The 16323-nt window shown below is 49.8% G+C and carries 16 protein-coding genes; 4 read left to right on the top strand and 12 right to left on the bottom strand.

What is annotated here, in order from left to right; genetic code table 11:
- Positions 1 to 352: 352 nt before the first annotated feature.
- Positions 353 to 1756, bottom strand: coding sequence for an IS4 family transposase (locus R3B84_24530; GenBank protein MEZ6143744.1), 1404 nt, complete (start codon positions 1754 to 1756; stop codon positions 353 to 355).
- A 411-nt stretch (positions 1757 to 2167) separates the two neighbouring features.
- On the bottom strand, positions 2168 to 2650 hold the full coding sequence (locus R3B84_24535) for a hypothetical protein (GenBank protein ID MEZ6143745.1): 483 nt from the start codon (positions 2648 to 2650) through the stop codon (positions 2168 to 2170).
- Between the two features lie 10 nt (positions 2651 to 2660).
- Between R3B84_24535 and R3B84_24540 the strand changes: the two genes are divergently transcribed.
- Positions 2661 to 4064, top strand: coding sequence for an IS4 family transposase (locus R3B84_24540; protein MEZ6143746.1), 1404 nt, complete (start codon positions 2661 to 2663; stop codon positions 4062 to 4064).
- Between the two features lie 337 nt (positions 4065 to 4401).
- Here R3B84_24540 and rpoN read toward each other — a convergent pair whose 3' ends face one another.
- Genes rpoN through dnaX form a run of 4 tightly spaced genes read right to left on the bottom strand, consistent with a single transcriptional unit; the run spans position 4402 to position 8834 of the window.
- Entirely contained in the window at positions 4402 to 5967 is a 1566-nt protein-coding gene (gene rpoN, locus R3B84_24545) for an RNA polymerase factor sigma-54 (GenBank protein ID MEZ6143747.1), read from the bottom strand.
- Between the two features lie 30 nt (positions 5968 to 5997).
- Positions 5998 to 6600, bottom strand: a complete 603-nt coding sequence (gene recR, locus R3B84_24550) for a recombination mediator RecR (GenBank protein MEZ6143748.1) — start codon at positions 6598 to 6600, stop codon at positions 5998 to 6000.
- Positions 6601 to 6613: 13 nt separating this feature from the next.
- On the bottom strand, positions 6614 to 6961 hold the full coding sequence (locus tag R3B84_24555; protein MEZ6143749.1) for a YbaB/EbfC family nucleoid-associated protein: 348 nt from the start codon (positions 6959 to 6961) through the stop codon (positions 6614 to 6616).
- 7 nt (positions 6962 to 6968) lie between these two features.
- Positions 6969 to 8834, bottom strand: a complete 1866-nt coding sequence (gene dnaX, locus R3B84_24560; protein ID MEZ6143750.1) for a DNA polymerase III subunit gamma/tau — start codon at positions 8832 to 8834, stop codon at positions 6969 to 6971.
- Between the two features lie 199 nt (positions 8835 to 9033).
- On the opposite strand from dnaX, the gene R3B84_24565 reads away from it, so the two are divergent.
- Together R3B84_24565 and R3B84_24570 are read left to right on the top strand one after the other, a co-directional pair.
- Positions 9034 to 9792 carry a hypothetical protein gene (locus tag R3B84_24565; GenBank protein MEZ6143751.1) on the top strand — a complete coding sequence of 253 codons (759 nt, stop codon included), beginning with the start codon at positions 9034 to 9036 and terminating at the stop codon, positions 9790 to 9792.
- A gap of 156 nt (positions 9793 to 9948) precedes the next feature.
- A complete protein-coding gene (locus tag R3B84_24570) occupies positions 9949 to 10920 on the top strand; it encodes a DUF1559 domain-containing protein (GenBank protein ID MEZ6143752.1) in 972 nt (323 codons plus the stop codon).
- A gap of 76 nt (positions 10921 to 10996) precedes the next feature.
- Here the strand turns inward: R3B84_24570 and R3B84_24575 are convergent, their stop codons facing one another.
- The 5 genes from R3B84_24575 to rplK all read right to left on the bottom strand — a co-directional run bounded on the left by R3B84_24575 (position 10997) and on the right by rplK (position 14165).
- Complete coding sequence (locus R3B84_24575; GenBank protein ID MEZ6143753.1) at positions 10997 to 11509, bottom strand: hypothetical protein; 513 nt, start codon at positions 11507 to 11509, stop codon at positions 10997 to 10999.
- A gap of 243 nt (positions 11510 to 11752) precedes the next feature.
- Positions 11753 to 12148, bottom strand: a complete 396-nt coding sequence (gene rplL / locus R3B84_24580) for a 50S ribosomal protein L7/L12 (GenBank protein MEZ6143754.1) — start codon at positions 12146 to 12148, stop codon at positions 11753 to 11755.
- A 107-nt stretch (positions 12149 to 12255) separates the two neighbouring features.
- Positions 12256 to 12795 (bottom strand): 50S ribosomal protein L10, encoded by a 540-nt coding sequence (rplJ, locus tag R3B84_24585; GenBank protein ID MEZ6143755.1) that lies wholly within the window; start codon positions 12793 to 12795, stop codon positions 12256 to 12258.
- 50 nt (positions 12796 to 12845) lie between these two features.
- Complete coding sequence (gene rplA / locus R3B84_24590; protein ID MEZ6143756.1) at positions 12846 to 13640, bottom strand: 50S ribosomal protein L1; 795 nt, start codon at positions 13638 to 13640, stop codon at positions 12846 to 12848.
- A 63-nt stretch (positions 13641 to 13703) separates the two neighbouring features.
- Positions 13704 to 14165 carry a 50S ribosomal protein L11 gene (gene rplK, locus R3B84_24595; GenBank protein ID MEZ6143757.1) on the bottom strand — a complete coding sequence of 154 codons (462 nt, stop codon included), beginning with the start codon at positions 14163 to 14165 and terminating at the stop codon, positions 13704 to 13706.
- 328 nt (positions 14166 to 14493) lie between these two features.
- Between rplK and R3B84_24600 the strand changes: the two genes are divergently transcribed.
- On the top strand, positions 14494 to 14877 hold the full coding sequence (locus tag R3B84_24600) for a hypothetical protein (protein MEZ6143758.1): 384 nt from the start codon (positions 14494 to 14496) through the stop codon (positions 14875 to 14877).
- Positions 14878 to 14935: 58 nt separating this feature from the next.
- Here R3B84_24600 and rho read toward each other — a convergent pair whose 3' ends face one another.
- Entirely contained in the window at positions 14936 to 16198 is a 1263-nt protein-coding gene (rho, locus tag R3B84_24605) for a transcription termination factor Rho (protein ID MEZ6143759.1), read from the bottom strand.
- Between the last annotated feature and the right edge of the window lie 125 nt (positions 16199 to 16323).

The raw sequence follows: 16323 nt of genomic DNA on the forward strand, positions 1-16323 counted from the left end.
ATCAGCAACCGGAATAACTGCCGTTATTTGCGTCGCAATGCAAGTAATCAATGAGAATAATTCCCATTAGAATCACTATCTCCGAGGACAATCAAGTGGAAAAGATCCTACTGAGAGTTATCTGTTATGTGCTTGAACAGCGGGGCCTGGAAGAGCTGACTTTACTGTGGATGGAATCCTATCCCTGCGGGGGATTCTGGGTTCACCCTGATATCGATGACCAACCTCGTGCCTTGGGTTTTCACCCGCCCATAAGTATCGGTGGCGTGCCAGGAAGCAGAGGACAAGGGGAACTGAGTCTCCGCACGGTGGACCCGGAGTCAACAGACCATTGGTGTGAAGGTCTTGGGCATCATTTTTTTGCTCGCTTCATCACCCTAAAGACTGAATCGTGGCAAGTTGTCTGTTTCAGTTTTTGGGGTTTTGGATTTGGAATTTTTGTAGGATCTGTACGCCCTACTTTGCTTTTTGCCCACTTCTTTTTCCACAGATTGCCCAATAATTCAGTTAGTCTTTCTAATATCCCCACTTCTTGTTTGATCCCTTGAAGCAGCATCTGCACATCGCGCGTTCGAAGCAATCGCGTTGCGGCCATCACCTCATCTCGGATATCTCGCCAGAGCATTTCGCCAGATACTTCATCTATTTTCTTTCCGTTTCCGACCGAAATATGCCATTTGATTGCTTCTGTAATGTTAAATAAAATGAGGCAAAGCGATGCTTGTATTAAACCAGCCTCTGGACTGGTACCTATCAAGTGACGCAACTGAAACACTTTTGTAATCGTCGCGTATACACGCTCAATATCCCAACGATAGCGATATATCTCTGCGATGTCGTCTGCAGGGTATCGTTTCGAATCGGTCAGGTCTGTTAGTAGTTGTATCTGCACTTTATCGCGGATAATGCTCAGTCGGCGTACTGCGATCAATTTCGTATTCTTTTGACTTGTGATCCAGCCATGTTCTTCGATAAGTTTTCGGCCATATCGGTCTTTGCCAATTCTCGCTGGTTTTTCCGGATCTTGAATAAATTGGGTAATGCTTGCAACTCGTAAAACAAAATGGCACCCGTCATCCTTGATCATTGCAATATGCTTGTAGAAACCATAGCATCGATCCGCCACAATTAATTTCTCGCCGCAATGGTCTTTCAGCTGTTGCAAAAGTGGAGCTAACAAGCGTGTTTCACTTGCTTCTCCATCCAATTCCGAAGCCATTTCCATTACCAGACCAGTACTCAGATTCACTGCAACAAGTGCTTTCCCTCCAAGCAATTTTGATGCATTTTGCTTGCTTATTCTTAAAGGAAGAAGGCGCCGCATCGTATGCTTAATTACTTTGCCATCAACGGCGACAACAGTAAGTTTGCAAAGAGATTTTGGTAATTTAGAAGTCATTTTTCTTGGCAAAAGCTTTGAAATAGCCCGATAGGAATGCGAAAGGAGCCCCGCCCCAACCTCTGGCGGCATATGCGCTAATTTGTCATAAAACGCTTTGAGCGATGTAGGCAATTCACCGTTTTCAGATGCATCGATCAGACGAGCCCTGGCAGAGTGATCGGGAGAAATCAGTGAATCTCGCAACAATTGGAAAAATGAAGAGAATGTCAAAATACGAGTGTAGGTGCGTCCACGATTTGATTGATAGATCGCTTCAAGCGTATTATTTTGGAAAATGTCATCAAGCATGAGGAAAGCGGCTTCGGCTAAAGGTAGGCGTGATAAAGCCTCTGAAGCGAATGAATTTGAAGTCATCTGTCAATCCTTGACAAAACATAAAACCTTACTCTTAAAGAACTTAGCCAAATCCTCCCAGCAGTTCAAGACCTTCACACCAATGGCCCTTACGGACCCTTACGGACTGGGCTACACCTAGACGGCACTTCGTGCCTACAGAAATAATCGGGCATCGAAATCTTGGTAGCCCTGACCAACCAGAGATGCCAAGTACAGACGACAACACCCGTCAACTCAGCCCAGTTCAAGTACTACTTCCCACTCTTTCGATAACGGCATATTCGGATCTGGTATGGCCTACAAGTGATTTTCAAAGTTATCTGGCTGGCTAATCAGGAACGCCAAATAACAGACAAACACCCCAAACTGCTGGAAGTCACCACACCTGCCACCATTGCATGGATGCACTCAATTCGTTTCATTAGCTTGTCATCCCACCAGCTGGCCAATAGTTTGGCCGAATCTGGATAGAACGGAGATGTCTTTTGGCACGATCTTGAAGGCTGAGACAACTATCACTTCGCCCACCGCTTCCCCAGAAGAACTGCATTCCGTGAACCGAACCACTCCCTTCACACAGGAACCTGAAGTCGTCTCGAAATCGGCCGGATAAAAGACCTCAAGCTCGATTCGGCGTGCATGAAATAATTCAACGATCTCTTGTTCACCTCTTTGCCGCAGTCGATCTACAGCTTCCTGAGAAAGGGCAAACGGCAGGACAGACAGCGAGGCGAGTTGCATCCGGGCATTGAACCGCAAGGTCGTTACGGGGATCTCGGTATTGATTATGAAGCCACCTTGCAGAGTCTGGTCGTGTAGAACCGGGTCTGTTGACTCCATTGGTGTGAAGGTCTTGAACTGCTGGGAGGATTTGGCTAAGTTCTTTAAGAGTAAGGTTTTATGTTTTGTCAAGGATTGACAGATGACTTCAAATTCATTCGCTTCAGAGGCTTTATCACGCCTACCTTTAGCCGAAGCCGCTTTCCTCATGCTTGATGACATTTTCCAAAATAATACGCTTGAAGCGATCTATCAATCAAATCGTGGACGCACCTACACTCGTATTTTGACATTCTCTTCATTTTTCCAATTGTTGCGAGATTCACTGATTTCTCCCGATCACTCTGCCAGGGCTCGTCTGATCGATGCATCTGAAAACGGTGAATTGCCTACATCGCTCAAAGCGTTTTATGACAAATTAGCGCATATGCCGCCAGAGGTTGGGGCGGGGCTCCTTTCGCATTCCTATCGGGCTATTTCAAAGCTTTTGCCAAGAAAAATGACTTCTAAATTACCAAAATCTCTTTGCAAACTTACTGTTGTCGCCGTTGATGGCAAAGTAATTAAGCATACGATGCGGCGCCTTCTTCCTTTAAGAATAAGCAAGCAAAATGCATCAAAATTGCTTGGAGGGAAAGCACTTGTTGCAGTGAATCTGAGTACTGGTCTGGTAATGGAAATGGCTTCGGAATTGGATGGAGAAGCAAGTGAAACACGCTTGTTAGCTCCACTTTTGCAACAGCTGAAAGACCATTGCGGCGAGAAATTAATTGTGGCGGATCGATGCTATGGTTTCTACAAGCATATTGCAATGATCAAGGATGACGGGTGCCATTTTGTTTTACGAGTTGCAAGCATTACCCAATTTATTCAAGATCCGGAAAAACCAGCGAGAATTGGCAAAGACCGATATGGCCGAAAACTTATCGAAGAACATGGCTGGATCACAAGTCAAAAGAATACGAAATTGATCGCAGTACGCCGACTGAGCATTATCCGCGATAAAGTGCAGATACAACTACTAACAGACCTGACCGATTCGAAACGATACCCTGCAGACGACATCGCAGAGATATATCGCTATCGTTGGGATATTGAGCGTGTATACGCGACGATTACAAAAGTGTTTCAGTTGCGTCACTTGATAGGTACCAGTCCAGAGGCTGGTTTAATACAAGCATCGCTTTGCCTCATTTTATTTAACATTACAGAAGCAATCAAATGGCATATTTCGGTCGGAAACGGAAAGAAAATAGATGAAGTATCTGGCGAAATGCTCTGGCGAGATATCCGAGATGAGGTGATGGCCGCAACGCGATTGCTTCGAACGCGCGATGTGCAGATGCTGCTTCAAGGGATCAAACAAGAAGTGGGGATATTAGAAAGACTAACTGAATTATTGGGCAATCTGTGGAAAAAGAAGTGGGCAAAAAGCAAAGTAGGGCGTACAGATCCTACAAAAATTCCAAATCCAAAACCCCAAAAACTGAAACAGACAACTTGCCACGATTCAGTCTTTAGGGTGATGAAGCGAGCAAAAAAATGATGTCCAAGACCTTCACATCAATGGCCCTTACGGACTGGGCTGGACCTAGACGGCACTTCGTGCCTGAAGCAAGACCTCGAATGATCGCGAACGCTGTGCCACATTTGTTCTATTCAGCAATGGTGTAGATTTAAAATGAACAATATTTGTAGAGCATTCGCACGTTCAAGTTCACTCGAATGTTAACCCATCCCGGTTAGGTTATTAGGAGAATTGAACCCAGGAAGTACATCGAGCCAACTGACCTGGATTCGAAAGTTCGTGGGAAGGACGAAGCTGACACCCATTTCCTTCAAAAAGCAATCCAAAGTGCCAACCCACAAGTGGGGCCGGATTTTCAGTTGCTTTCTACCCAGCTTCGACGTTCGCGGCTGGAGGGGATGTTCAGCACCTTGCGGTATTTGGTGATGGTGCGGCGTTTGACAGGATAGCCTGCCTTTTCCAGCCGGTGGTACAGCTCTTCATCGGAGAGCGGGTTAGACTTGTCTTCGTTCTGGATCATTTCGGTGAGTGCGGCTTTCACTTTCTCCCAGGGAATACTTTCGCCAGTATCCTTGTTTTTCGCGGCACCCACAAAAAAGCGTTTCAGTGGGAACATTCCCTTGGGGGTCATTACCCATTTATCATCCACTGCCCGGCTGACGGTGGTAACGTGCACACCCACCTGTTCGGCGATTTCCTGCATCCGTAGCGGCTCGATGTAATCCGGGCCGGAATCCAGAAATGCCCGCTGGTGCCGCACAATTGCTTCAGTGACTTTCTGTAAGGTTTCCCGCCGTTTCAAAATGGCATTTCGCAGCCATTGTGCTGAATTCAGTTTTTCCCGCAGGTAGGTGCGGGTTTTTTCGTCGTTATTGGGGTTCCGGGCCATGTCCAGATAGCGTTTCGGAATCCGCAGCCGTGGCACCCAGTCGTTGACAATTTTTACTTCATATTCCCCATCCGCATTCTGTTCAATGATCAGGTCTGGCAGCACATAGGGGGTGGTTTCGTGCTGAAAACGGTTGCCCGGCTTGGGATCCAGTGTCTGGATAAATTCAATCGCCGCCTGAATCATTTCCAGCGATGCACCAGTGTGCTTCTGCACCAGCGGCAGGCGATTGTGGGCAATATCTTCCAGATGTTTTTGGATAATCGTCTGAATCAATCCGTACTGTGGGTGTTCCTGTGGCACCTGCAGCAACAGGCACTCCCGCAGATCGCGTGCCCCCACCCCAGGTGGGTCCAGCATCTGAATTAATTCAAGGCAGCCTTCAGCATCCGACAGTGTGGCGAGGTATTTTTCTTCTTCAGCCGATTCCAATTCTGGATTAGTCTGACGCTGATTAAACTGTTCTACAATTTCGGCCAGGGAAACCGGTTGAAACTGGTCCTGTTCGTCACGTTTCCCCACGTAACCAGTGGGGTCGATGTAGGAAATGATGTGCAGAACCAGCAATAATTCCTGCGGGTTCAGATTCAGCTCGGGAAGCTGTTCAAACAGGTGGTCGTGAAGGGAAATCGGTCGATCCTGGATGTTCATCATCGCATCCAGTTTCTGATCTGACCGTTCCTCGCCCGTGGCCCGCGTGGGGCCAGCATCTTCCTGATTAAAATACCCACCCCAGTCGATATCCAGAGCATCCAGCCGCTCAAATTCCTGCGAGGCACCAGGGTCGCTTAAATCGTGTTTTAAGGGGGTATCGGGGGCAACCATCGCATCCATCGCCGGTGCATCCCCAAAATCCTCTACTTCGGCACGGCGAAGTTCGATGACTGGATTTTCTTCGAGTTCCTTCTCGATGCGTGCGTCCAACTCCACCTGCGGCATCTGCAGTATTTTCATCGCCTGGATCTGCAGGCGGGAAAGTACTTGCCGCTGGGTTTGGATCATCTGCCCCGAGAGATCAATCCCCATTTTCATCGAACGTGAAACCTCTCCGGAAAGTAGCTGTTAATCCATCGACCTTCGCCCTTCCAGGGCATCGGCCAGCATTTGAGTGTTCGCCAGTTCGATCGATGCCCCACTGGGCAGTCCTCGCGCCAGTCGGGTAACGTTTTTGTTGGTGCGTTGCAGCAGGTTCGCTGCAAACAGGGCGGTACCATCCCCTTCCATTGTCGGGCTGGTGGCAAGGATAATTTCCAGCACTTCTGGTGCCATCGCCCGCTCCAGCAGTGCGTCAAAAGTCAGTTTGTCCGGCCCCATGTTGCTCAGTGGGGCCAATCGCCCACCCAGCACGTGGTAGACACCACGGAAGGTGCCTGCCCGTTCAAACATTGCCAGATCGCGTGGGGTTTCCACCACGCAGATAATGCTGGTATCCCGCCGATTGCTGGCACAGATTTCGCACTTTTCATGATCTGTCAGGTTGAAGCAGATCGGGCAGGGGTGAACATCCCGTGCCACCTGATGGAGTGCGTCTGCCAGTGCCACCGCGTTGCGGGCATTTTCCGCCAGTAAAAAGTGGGCAATCCGTTCCGCAGACTTTGGTCCGATCCCGGGTAATTTCACCAATTCGCTGATCAGCCGCCCTAACGGACCAAGTGATTCATTCACGTGATGTTATTTCCTAGCTGGGGAATAAACCCTGCATTCCAGGTGGGAGTGCCACACCCATTTCGTTCGCCATGGCCACCTGCGATTTTGCCACCTCTTCGCGGGCTTTGCCCATGGCCACGTTGGTGGCAGCCAGCACCAGGTCGGCAAGCATTTCGCGGTCGTTCATCTGCATCGCGGCTTCGGTAATATCGCAGTGCACCACTTCGAAGCGACCATTCACCTTTACTTTGACCAAATCCCCACCTGCAGAACCTTCCACGATGATTTTCGCCAGGTTTTCCTGCATTTTGCCCATGGCTTCCTGAATCTTCTGCGGGTTGCGCATCAGACTCATCATCTGGCCGAGTTCCTTGAACATTGTTACCTCATTCGATGAAGGGATCACCTTCACTCATCGTTTCTTCATTTTCCAGGTCACTCGCACCTTCACCGGTGAGAGATACACCATCGCCATCATCCACAACAGTGGCGACAGCAGAACCAAATTCGTCGTCCACTTTCAGCAACCGCGCTTCCAGAACCTCGAGAAGCCCTTTCACTAATGGAATTTGCTTCACTTTTTCCTGATGGCTTCTGGCTTCCTCACCCGCACTTGGGGTGCGGGCAGTTTCGGGGCCTGCCGACTGGTCGCGTTCGAGGCGAAAGTTCCATGAACTTCCCGTCAACGTGCGGAGATGTTCCTCGACTTTCGCCACCCGTTTGGGGTCGGAACAGTAGTCATATGAGTGATTATAGTGTGCAGAGAAGGTCAATACCAGTGTGTTTGGCCCACGAATTGCTATGCTGGCCGCTTTTCCCAGCTCTCCCCCATGCATAATCCCTGCCTGAGATTTGACGGAACTCCATACCCTGTTGAGAGTTGCGTCATTCAGCTCGACCTTCTCCGAGGGGTTTAGACCGTTCGAACTAATTTTCTCCGTGGGCGTCGGAATTCCCTGATTTTTCGCGGTTAAGGAGTTTTTTTTTAGATTTTCTACCGCACCTGCGCGGGTGGGTAAATTACTCAAATTACCAGCCGAACTGGCACCACCCTGTTTGAGCCATTGAATGATCTGGCTGACAGAAAGCATTTCTTCCAGACGACACAACCGCACCACCGTCATTTCCAGAACCACCTGGTGCTGGCCTGTCAGTTTCATCCGATTTTTGGCCGAAGTTAAAATTTCAAGCCCCGCCAAAACCGTGTCCAGCGTAGTCATTTGGGCATGGGCTACCACCTGTTCGCTGGCTTCCACCGTCAGTTGGAAATCCCGAAACTGCCCATTGGTGGCCTGAATCAGCATCAGATAACGCCAATATTCGATCAACTGGTCCAGCAATTCCCCCATCTGCAGGCCATCTTCTGCCGCCTGAGCGATCAGTTGCAGGCCAGTAGCCGGGTTGTGGTTCAGGATGCCATCGGCAATCGCTACCACCCGGTCGTCGGTGGCTGTGCCCAGCAGACTGTGAATCAATTCTACTGTTAACTGGCCGTCTCCCGCAGCCAGAAGCTGTTCCAGCAGCGATTGGGCGTCCCGCATCGAACCGTGGGCACGTTGTGCCACCAGTTTCAGTGCGTCGATTTCCGCATTCATCCCCTCTGCCGCCACAATTTCCTGCAGGCGATTCAGAATCCGGGCGGGGGTAATCGTTCCGAAATCGAAACGCTGGCAACGCGACAGGATGGTGATGGGGATTTTCTGCACTTCCGTGGTGGCAAAAATGAACTTCACATGAGGCGGGGGTTCTTCCAGTGTTTTCAACAGTGCGTTGAATGCTGGCCCGGTCAGCATGTGAACTTCATCGATGATGTAGATTTTGTACCGCGACTGGGCGGGGCGAACGGCCACATTCTGGCGAATTGCCCGAATCTCGTCGATACCACGGTTACTGGCACCATCGATTTCCTGCACATCGATATCTTCGCCAGCAGTAATGGCCACGCACATCGGGCAGCGGTCGCACGGGCTGATCGTGGGACCTTCCGCACAGTTCAGGCACTTGGCCAGAATCCGTGCCGTCGAGGTTTTGCCCACCCCACGTGCACCGGTAAACAGGTAGGCATGAGCCACGCGATCGTTCTGGATGGCATTCGCCAACGAACGCGCAACGGCATCCTGGCCCACAAGTTGTGTAAATTGCTGTGGGCGGTACCGGCGTGCCACCACCGTGTATTCTGCGTTTTCCACCCCACCAGACGTGGGGGGTTCCGGAACGATATCGTCTGTCGTTGCTGGTCCGTGTTTCGCCATAACAGTTATCTTATTGCCCCACAACGGGTGCGGTGAGTATTCTCACCACAAACGCACCGGTGGATTTCAGCCAGGATCGCTGCAAGAAATCGCGTTAAGAGCACAATCCTGGCCTGACTCAAGTTTATGTATTGTCCGGTACTTGCATGAAGGAATTTCAGGTAAGATGAACTGAAAATCGACTTCCCAAGGCCCACCCATGACCCGTGAATTTGATTCTCCATGGAAAGAGACGTTGGAAAACTATCTGTTTGTCCACTTTGAAGTCCAGGCACAAAGGGATCCCCAGTTACCTGAGAGAATGTTTGATTACTACTGTCGGATTCGACAAAAATACGGCAAAAATGTCTGTAGTTTTGCCATTCTGGCCGACGATGACCCACGCTGGCGCTCAGCACCTTTTGATCTTTCGATTTGCGGCACCCGTTCGTACTTTGAATTCAATTTGGTGAAACTGCTCGACTACGCTGAAAGACTGGACGAATTAACCAACCACCGCAGCCCCGTGGGGCTGGTCGTGGCAGCCAGCATTCGGAGTTTGTTGACCCACGGCAAGGCAGATCTTCGCTTTGCGGATAAAGCCCGCCTGATTCGGCAACTTTTTGATCGAAAATTAACTTCTGATGAAGTCTGGAATATCATGCGCCTGCTCGACTGGCTGCTAGAATTACCAGAAGAGCTTGCAGAAGACTTTAACAAAGTTCGAAATGAAATGATGAGGGAGAATCAAATGCCATTCGTAACGTCATTTGAACAGATTGCCGAGAAAAAAGGCTTCAAACTCGGCGAAGAGCGGGGCCGAGAAGAAGGTACGATGTATGGACAAAGAATTGGCCAAATACAGCTCTTAGCAGAAATGCTCGGCTTACCACGAATTTCTACCGATGAGTTACAGCTGAAAACACTCGAAGAACTGGATCGCATGATCAGCGAATTGAAGGCGAAATTGATCCGCTGAACAGACCTGCTTGCTGAAACAAAAAACTCCGATTTACAAAATGAAACGGGGTTTAGATACCATACCAAAAATAATATTTCCCGTAGTCTCCGTTTTCAGAATCACTATTCGAAAAATCAGTGCCTCTCTTCACCCAGCTATTCCAAGGATACTATGATGAGATCGAATCGAGATGATGATGAGTATGATTACTCGGAAGAAAGCCGAAGCCGTCGAGAGAGAAGGCGTTCGCGTGAAAGGGAAGAAGACTACGACGACGACCGCAATGATCGACGTGGCAGGCATCCAGAACCACGCAAAGGCAATGGTTTAGCCGTTGCCAGCTTCATTCTGGGGCTAATTTCGATCATCTTTGGCCCGCTGACCGGGATCGTTGCGGCGATCCTGGGAATCATGGGTTACATCAAAGCCAGCAATAGTAAAGGGCTGATTGGCGGCCAGGTATTAGCCATTACGGGTACCGTGCTAGGAGTTCTGTTTTCTGCTTTGCTCATCCTGGCGGTACCGTTTGCTATCCAGAAAGTGCGTTTTGCAGCACTTAACACACGCTCTGCAAATCAATGCAAGCAAATAGGTATCGGTATTCACAACTATGAAGCCATTACTGGTCATTTAACAGGTCCTTATGTCACCAACCAAAACACGGAAAATACGGGTTTAAGTTGGCGTGTTTCTCTACTCCCTTACATTGAACAGGGAAGAATTCATCAATGTATCGATCTCTCAGAAGCATGGGATTCACCTGCAAACAGGCAATTCACATCAATGTATATCCCCACATACGCTTCTCTTCACGATAAGACCATCAATAACTTAACCCCACATCGCTGTTTTGTGGGAGAAAATACTCTCTTTGATCCCAGTTCGAAAATTGGTTTTTCAAATGTGACAGACGGTTTAAGCAATACGCTAATTTGCGTTGAAGCAACCCAAACGTTTCCGTGGGCAGCACCGATGGATATCCCCTACAAACCTGGGATGATACTTCCTGACTTCGGCCATCAATCGAATGACAAATTTGTTGTCGCGTTCGCCGATGGCAGTGCGAGAATCATGAAGAAAACCGTTTCACCACAGATTCTACACGCATTGATCACCAGAAATGGTGGGGAACCTGTAAGGGAATAATAGCAGCGGGTTGAATAAATAATGAGTGGTACAGGATCAGTTCATTCGTTACCCCCACAATGTTATCAAACGTGCTCTAATTGAACTTCAGGCCCATTTGCTTCATTTCCAACATCGCTTCGGCGTTGCCACGGGCATCATCCACCGGGTGGTGCGTATGTGGCGTCTTCCGCAAGTGCTTGAAGTTGACAAACAAGCTATGCTGCATCCCTTTGTATAACGAGCCCAGGTTGGTAGAACTGTGCCCGAAGGGATTCCCACCCGTAAAGTGGTGGAAGTACCAGTTGATAAATTGCCAGTCGAAGCCGTTGTTATCCGAAACAAACATCATCTTTCCGGTGCAATTGGCGTGTAGCCAATCCTGAAATTGCTCCATGACCATCGCAGGTTCCGAAAACTCCCAGCATTCATCCCGAGTAAACCCACTGACCGCCAACGCTTCGGGTATGTAAGTATCGGAAATCGGACGCAGCCTGCCATAAAACGTCCGCTGTAAGCCTGGTTCGACAACTACTGCACCGAAGCAGATCATCGAATAATCGCCAGGTATTGGCCCATCCGATTCAACATCCACCATGACAAATGCCATCGTAATATCCTTAATGCAAACTCAGAAAGTGCACAAAGTGGCCACTGATTATTAATGAAAACACTGGCTGAAAGCTACATTAACCAGCGGCAGGATGCCGCTGCCACGTGGTTTTGGATATGATTTTGCGCAAAGCAAAACACGGTTTGAAAAACCGTGATGCGTAACAAATGTTGTTCAGTGGCTTGTGTTCCAGCAAAAACTTGGCTGGATCAGAATATGGAACCGAAAGAAACCAGCGAATTATACGCCTTTGATGGTCGCTTTGCCACCAGCGTCTTCCATTGCTTTGGCCACTTTCTCGGCGGTGGGTTTATCCACGCCTTCTTTCACTGCCTTAGGAGCACCTTCCACGAATGCTTTGGCTTCGGCCAAGCCCAAACCAGTTTGTTCGCGAACGGCCTTGATCAACGAGATCTTCTTGTCAGCAGGGAAACCTGCTTCCAGAATCACGTTGAATTCGGTGGGTTCTGTTGCTGCTGCAGGTGCTGCTGCTGCAGGACCTGCTGCCATCACCACGCCACCTGCGGCGGGTTCAATCTTGTACTGTTCTTTCAGGTAGTCTTTCAGTGCAACAGCCTGGATAATGGTCAGGTTCGCCAGCTTGTCGCCCAATTCTTTGATTTCAGTCTCACTCATGATCTCTCACTCTCTAAAAATAAAACGGTGCCGCTGAAGCTGACGGCGATCGTAATAGCTGTTTTGTTATATAGTCAATTGCAAATATTTGTTTCTGTTTCGAAACCTTAGGCAGCCGCTTCCTTTTCGGAAATCTTTTCGATCTGGCTGGCCAATTGGCTACCCACCGAGGTCAAACCACCAATAATGTCGCTTGCGGGTGCCAGCAACGCGGAAAGGATATCGCCAATCGCTTCCTTCCGGGTGGGCATCACCATGGCTGCTGCCATCGAAACAGACTGGCCATCGGCTACAGCAGTCTTGATGGCAACTTTGTTCTTATCGCCCTTGGTATCTTTCTTTTCAACAACTTTGACGAGCTCGTCTACCGCGTTGGAAAGTTCTTTGATGGAATCGCCACCCCATGCCAGCAGGGTGGTACCAGACCACACCGTAGCATCAAGTTCAATCCCCTGCTTGGCAAGAATGTTGCGTGCGAGGGTGTTTTTCACCATCATCAGGCGAATATTCTTTTCACGCAGGGTTTTCCGCATTTCGTAAGCGGTTTGGGCATCCACTTTGCTGGGCCCCAACACGATCAGTTCGCGGACACCTTCCAGGGTTTTTTCAAGGGCGGTGTATTCGTATTGTTTGACGACCTTACTCATGACCAGTTACGCCACATTTAATTGTTTTAATTGATGTAAACTCTTGCAAATCAGGCGTTTACGAACACACCTGGGGACATCGTGGTCGAAATACTGATCGACTGGACATAAATCCCTTTCACTGCGGAAGGCTTGACTGCACGAATCTGGTCAACAAAGGTCTGGATATTTTCCACAATTTTGTCGACGGGGAAGCTGATTTTGCCCACCCCTGCATGCACGCACCCACCGGAGTCGGCACGATATTCCACCTTACCAGCTTTAAACTCATTAATTGCCTGGGCAACATCGCCATTGGCAGCAATCACTGTACCCGCCTTCGGAGTGGGCATCAAACCACGTGGGCCGAGCACCTTACCGAGACGAGCCACCTGACCCATCATTCCCTGTGTTGCCAGCACCACATCGAAGTCCATCCAGTTTTCACTCTGGATCTTCTGAATCAGTTCGGTGCCACCGACGAAATCGGCACCTGCTGCCTGTGCCTTGGCAACATCATCCCCCTGGCAGAACACCAGAATCCGGACCGTTTTGCCCAAGCCGTTCGGCAGGGAAACAGTGCCACGGACCGCCTGGTCCGCCTGGCGGGTATCCACACCCAGCTTCATGTGCACTTCGACCGTTTCGTCGAACTTGGCACGCTTAACCGATTTGAGAGTTTCAACCGCCTTTTTGAGCGCCTGAACCCCTTCTTTTTCGATTTTGTTGACGGTGGACTTAATTTTGTTCCGCAACTGCTTGCCACGGCGGGGGGCCACACCTGGGCGACGCTTGCGACGCACAGATTGCTGATCGGAAGATACAGCAGGAGCAGACGGTACTGGATTCGTTTCTTCGGTTGACATTTTACACTACCAACTATTCGAGTGCTGCACGCATCATGCAGCGTTTCGGTTGTTCCAAACTAATTATTCAGCTACGACCGTCAGCCCCATACTACGGGCGGTACCTTCAATAATCCGTGCCGCATGCTCCAGATCGCGTGCGTTCAGGTCGTCTTTTTTACGTTCGGCGATTTCCAGCACTTGCTTGCGGGTCACCTTGAAGCCTTTGTACTTCCCTTGACGCTTCTGATCGGCGGGGATCAGATCGCCCGCTTTCTTCTTTTCGATCGGCAACCCGGCTGCCTGTTTTAACAAGACTGCTGCAGGTGGCGATTTGATCACGAATTCGAAGCTACGGTCGGAATAGACCGTAATCACCACGGGACACATCATCCCTTTCATGGGTGCAGTCTTATCGTTGAACTGCTTGACAAACATACCAATGTTCACCCCATGGGCACCCAACGCGGGGCCTACGGGCGGTGCAGGGGTTGCCTGCCCACCGGGACACTGGAGTTTCACATAAGCATTCACTTGCTTGGCCATAACCAACACCCAATATAATGATGTTACGCCCACATCAAGCAGCGTATCATCGCACTTCAGCAAATAAGGAAACGTACTTTATAGTTATTCACTGGTCTGAATCAAGTTGGCAAAAAGAAATTTCTTTCAAAGTGGGAAATTTATCCCTTTCCGGCGTTGATTCGAGATTCCAACGCGCCAATTGTGAGAGAAAACTCATTTTGCGTCCGTCTCACACCCATCGATGTGTGCACCACAGAATGGGTCTCATTTTATTTTCATTTTTCCCACTCGTCCCGATCAAATCGTTCTTACGATTGTCTCTATGTGGAACATCGAGAGCTGAAAAATGAGTGAACTTTCACAAGAACGCCGGGCCATGCTGGCAGAGAAATCCGAACGCCTATATGGCAAATTCTGTGGCACTGGTGGCAGGGGAATCTGTGCTGAAAGTTTTTGCGTCTACCATATCGGGCGTGGGGAAACTGCCGTTGCCCACGATTTTGTCGAGTTTCTGGATGATATCATCCGGCAATTACACCAGAACGATCCGGAAAATCGCCTGCAGGCAACCATCGGTCTGGTTGCTCGGATTCGCACCCACCTGAATGTGGGGCTGGATGAATCGGGCTCTCCCACCTCAGAGATGCAGCAAACCGGGCTCGCCCTGCGGCAATTTGTCTATGAAAGTGCCAGCAAAACCGAAGAATGCACAATTTCGCCTACTGATTAACAACGGGAACGAAAACGGCGAATGTGGAATTCAGATGCGAATTGACTGACCAACCAGCTTACGAATGCATCATCGACATGAATTCCTGGTTGGTTTTGGTGCGTTTCAGGCGGGAGCTTAAGGTTTCCATCGCTTCCACGGGATTCATATCGCTGAGCACTTTGTGCAGCACGTAGATGAATTTCAATTCCTCTTCCGTACGAAGCAGTTCTTCTTTTCTTGTGCCAGAGGCCGAAATATTGATCGCAGGCCAGATCCGTTTGTCAACCAAGCGACGGTCCAGGTGTAACTCCATGTTGCCGGTGCCTTTGAATTCTTCAAAGATCACATCGTCCATCTTGCTGCCAGTATCCACCAGTGCGGTGGCAATGATGGTCAGGGAGCCCCCCTCTTCCAGGTTGCGGGCGGCACCGAAGAAGCGTTTGGGCTTGTGCAGTGCGTTGGCATCCACCCCACCGGACAGGAGTTTGCCACTGGAAGGCATTTCCGCATTGTAGGCACGAGCCAGGCGGGTAATACTGTCGAGGAAAATCACCACATCAGTGCCATATTCCACCAACCGCCGGGCTTTTTCGATCACAATTTCACTCACCTGCACGTGCCTGCTGGTGGGTTCATCGAACGTGCTCGAAATCACCTCGGAGCGTGGGCCTTTGACGCTGCGGATCATGTCGGTCACTTCTTCCGGCCGTTCATCAATCAGCAGCACAAAAACGTAGCACTCAGGGTGGTTTTTCAGGATCGATTTTGCCAGTTGCTGCAGGAGCATCGTTTTCCCGGTCCGCGGTGGGGCCACAATCAGCCCACGCTGGCCCTTGCCGATCGGGGTAATCAGGTCGATTACCCGCGTTTCAAGTTCATTCGCAGGGGTTTCCAGTTCAAAGCGTTCTGCAGGGTGCAGTGGGGTCAGATCCTCAAAATTCACCTTATGGCTTAAGATGTTCGGGTCCTGCCCATTGATCGCTTCTACCCGCAGTAAGGCGAAATAGCGCTCATTTTCTTTTGGTGGGCGAATCTGGCCAGAAACGACCGCACCCTTCCGCAGGCCGAACCGCCGAATCTGGCTGGGCGAAATGTAAATATCGTCCGGACAAGGGCGGTAGTTATAGTCGGGGCTGCGCAAGAAACCGAAGCCATCCGGCAGGATTTCCAGCGTTCCTTCCCCCACCATCAGGCCGTTCTGGCGGGCTCGCTCCTTGATGATTTTGAAGATCAGGTCCTGTTTTTTGTTCCCCACCCATTCTTCTTTGGGAATTTGGGAATCTTCTGCGATTTGTTGCAGTTGCCCCATCGACATGTGCTGCAATTCGGTGATGTACAGCCCACCACGCTTGATCTCTTCATAACGATCATTCACATCGTTATTTTCAACACTGGGTGGTGGTGGGGGTGCGGGCACTTCCACAGGTGGGGTAGCTGCAACTGGGGCTGCTTCAACTGGTGTTA

It is taken from the genome of Zavarzinella sp., from assembly GCA_041399155.1.
In the GTDB taxonomy this organism is placed as follows: domain Bacteria; phylum Planctomycetota; class Planctomycetia; order Gemmatales; family Gemmataceae; genus JAWKTI01.

Coding starts and splice junctions, on each gene's coding strand:
- R3B84_24570 (MEZ6143752.1), top strand. CDS start 9,949: ATGAGATCGAATCGAGATGATGATGAGTATGATTACTCGGAAGAAAGC.
- R3B84_24530 (MEZ6143744.1), bottom strand. CDS start 1,756: ATGACTTCAAATTCATTCGCTTCAGAGGCTTTATCACGCCTACCTTTA.
- rplL (MEZ6143754.1), bottom strand. CDS start 12,148: ATGAGTGAGACTGAAATCAAAGAATTGGGCGACAAGCTGGCGAACCTG.
- rplJ (MEZ6143755.1), bottom strand. CDS start 12,795: ATGAGTAAGGTCGTCAAACAATACGAATACACCGCCCTTGAAAAAACC.
- dnaX (MEZ6143750.1), bottom strand. CDS start 8,834: ATGGCGAAACACGGACCAGCAACGACAGACGATATCGTTCCGGAACCC.
- R3B84_24565 (MEZ6143751.1), top strand. CDS start 9,034: ATGACCCGTGAATTTGATTCTCCATGGAAAGAGACGTTGGAAAACTAT.
- R3B84_24540 (MEZ6143746.1), top strand. CDS start 2,661: ATGACTTCAAATTCATTCGCTTCAGAGGCTTTATCACGCCTACCTTTA.
- rpoN (MEZ6143747.1), bottom strand. CDS start 5,967: ATGAAAATGGGGATTGATCTCTCGGGGCAGATGATCCAAACCCAGCGG.
- R3B84_24555 (MEZ6143749.1), bottom strand. CDS start 6,961: ATGTTCAAGGAACTCGGCCAGATGATGAGTCTGATGCGCAACCCGCAG.
- rplK (MEZ6143757.1), bottom strand. CDS start 14,165: ATGGCCAAGCAAGTGAATGCTTATGTGAAACTCCAGTGTCCCGGTGGG.
- R3B84_24575 (MEZ6143753.1), bottom strand. CDS start 11,509: ATGGCATTTGTCATGGTGGATGTTGAATCGGATGGGCCAATACCTGGC.
- R3B84_24600 (MEZ6143758.1), top strand. CDS start 14,494: ATGAGTGAACTTTCACAAGAACGCCGGGCCATGCTGGCAGAGAAATCC.
- rplA (MEZ6143756.1), bottom strand. CDS start 13,640: ATGTCAACCGAAGAAACGAATCCAGTACCGTCTGCTCCTGCTGTATCT.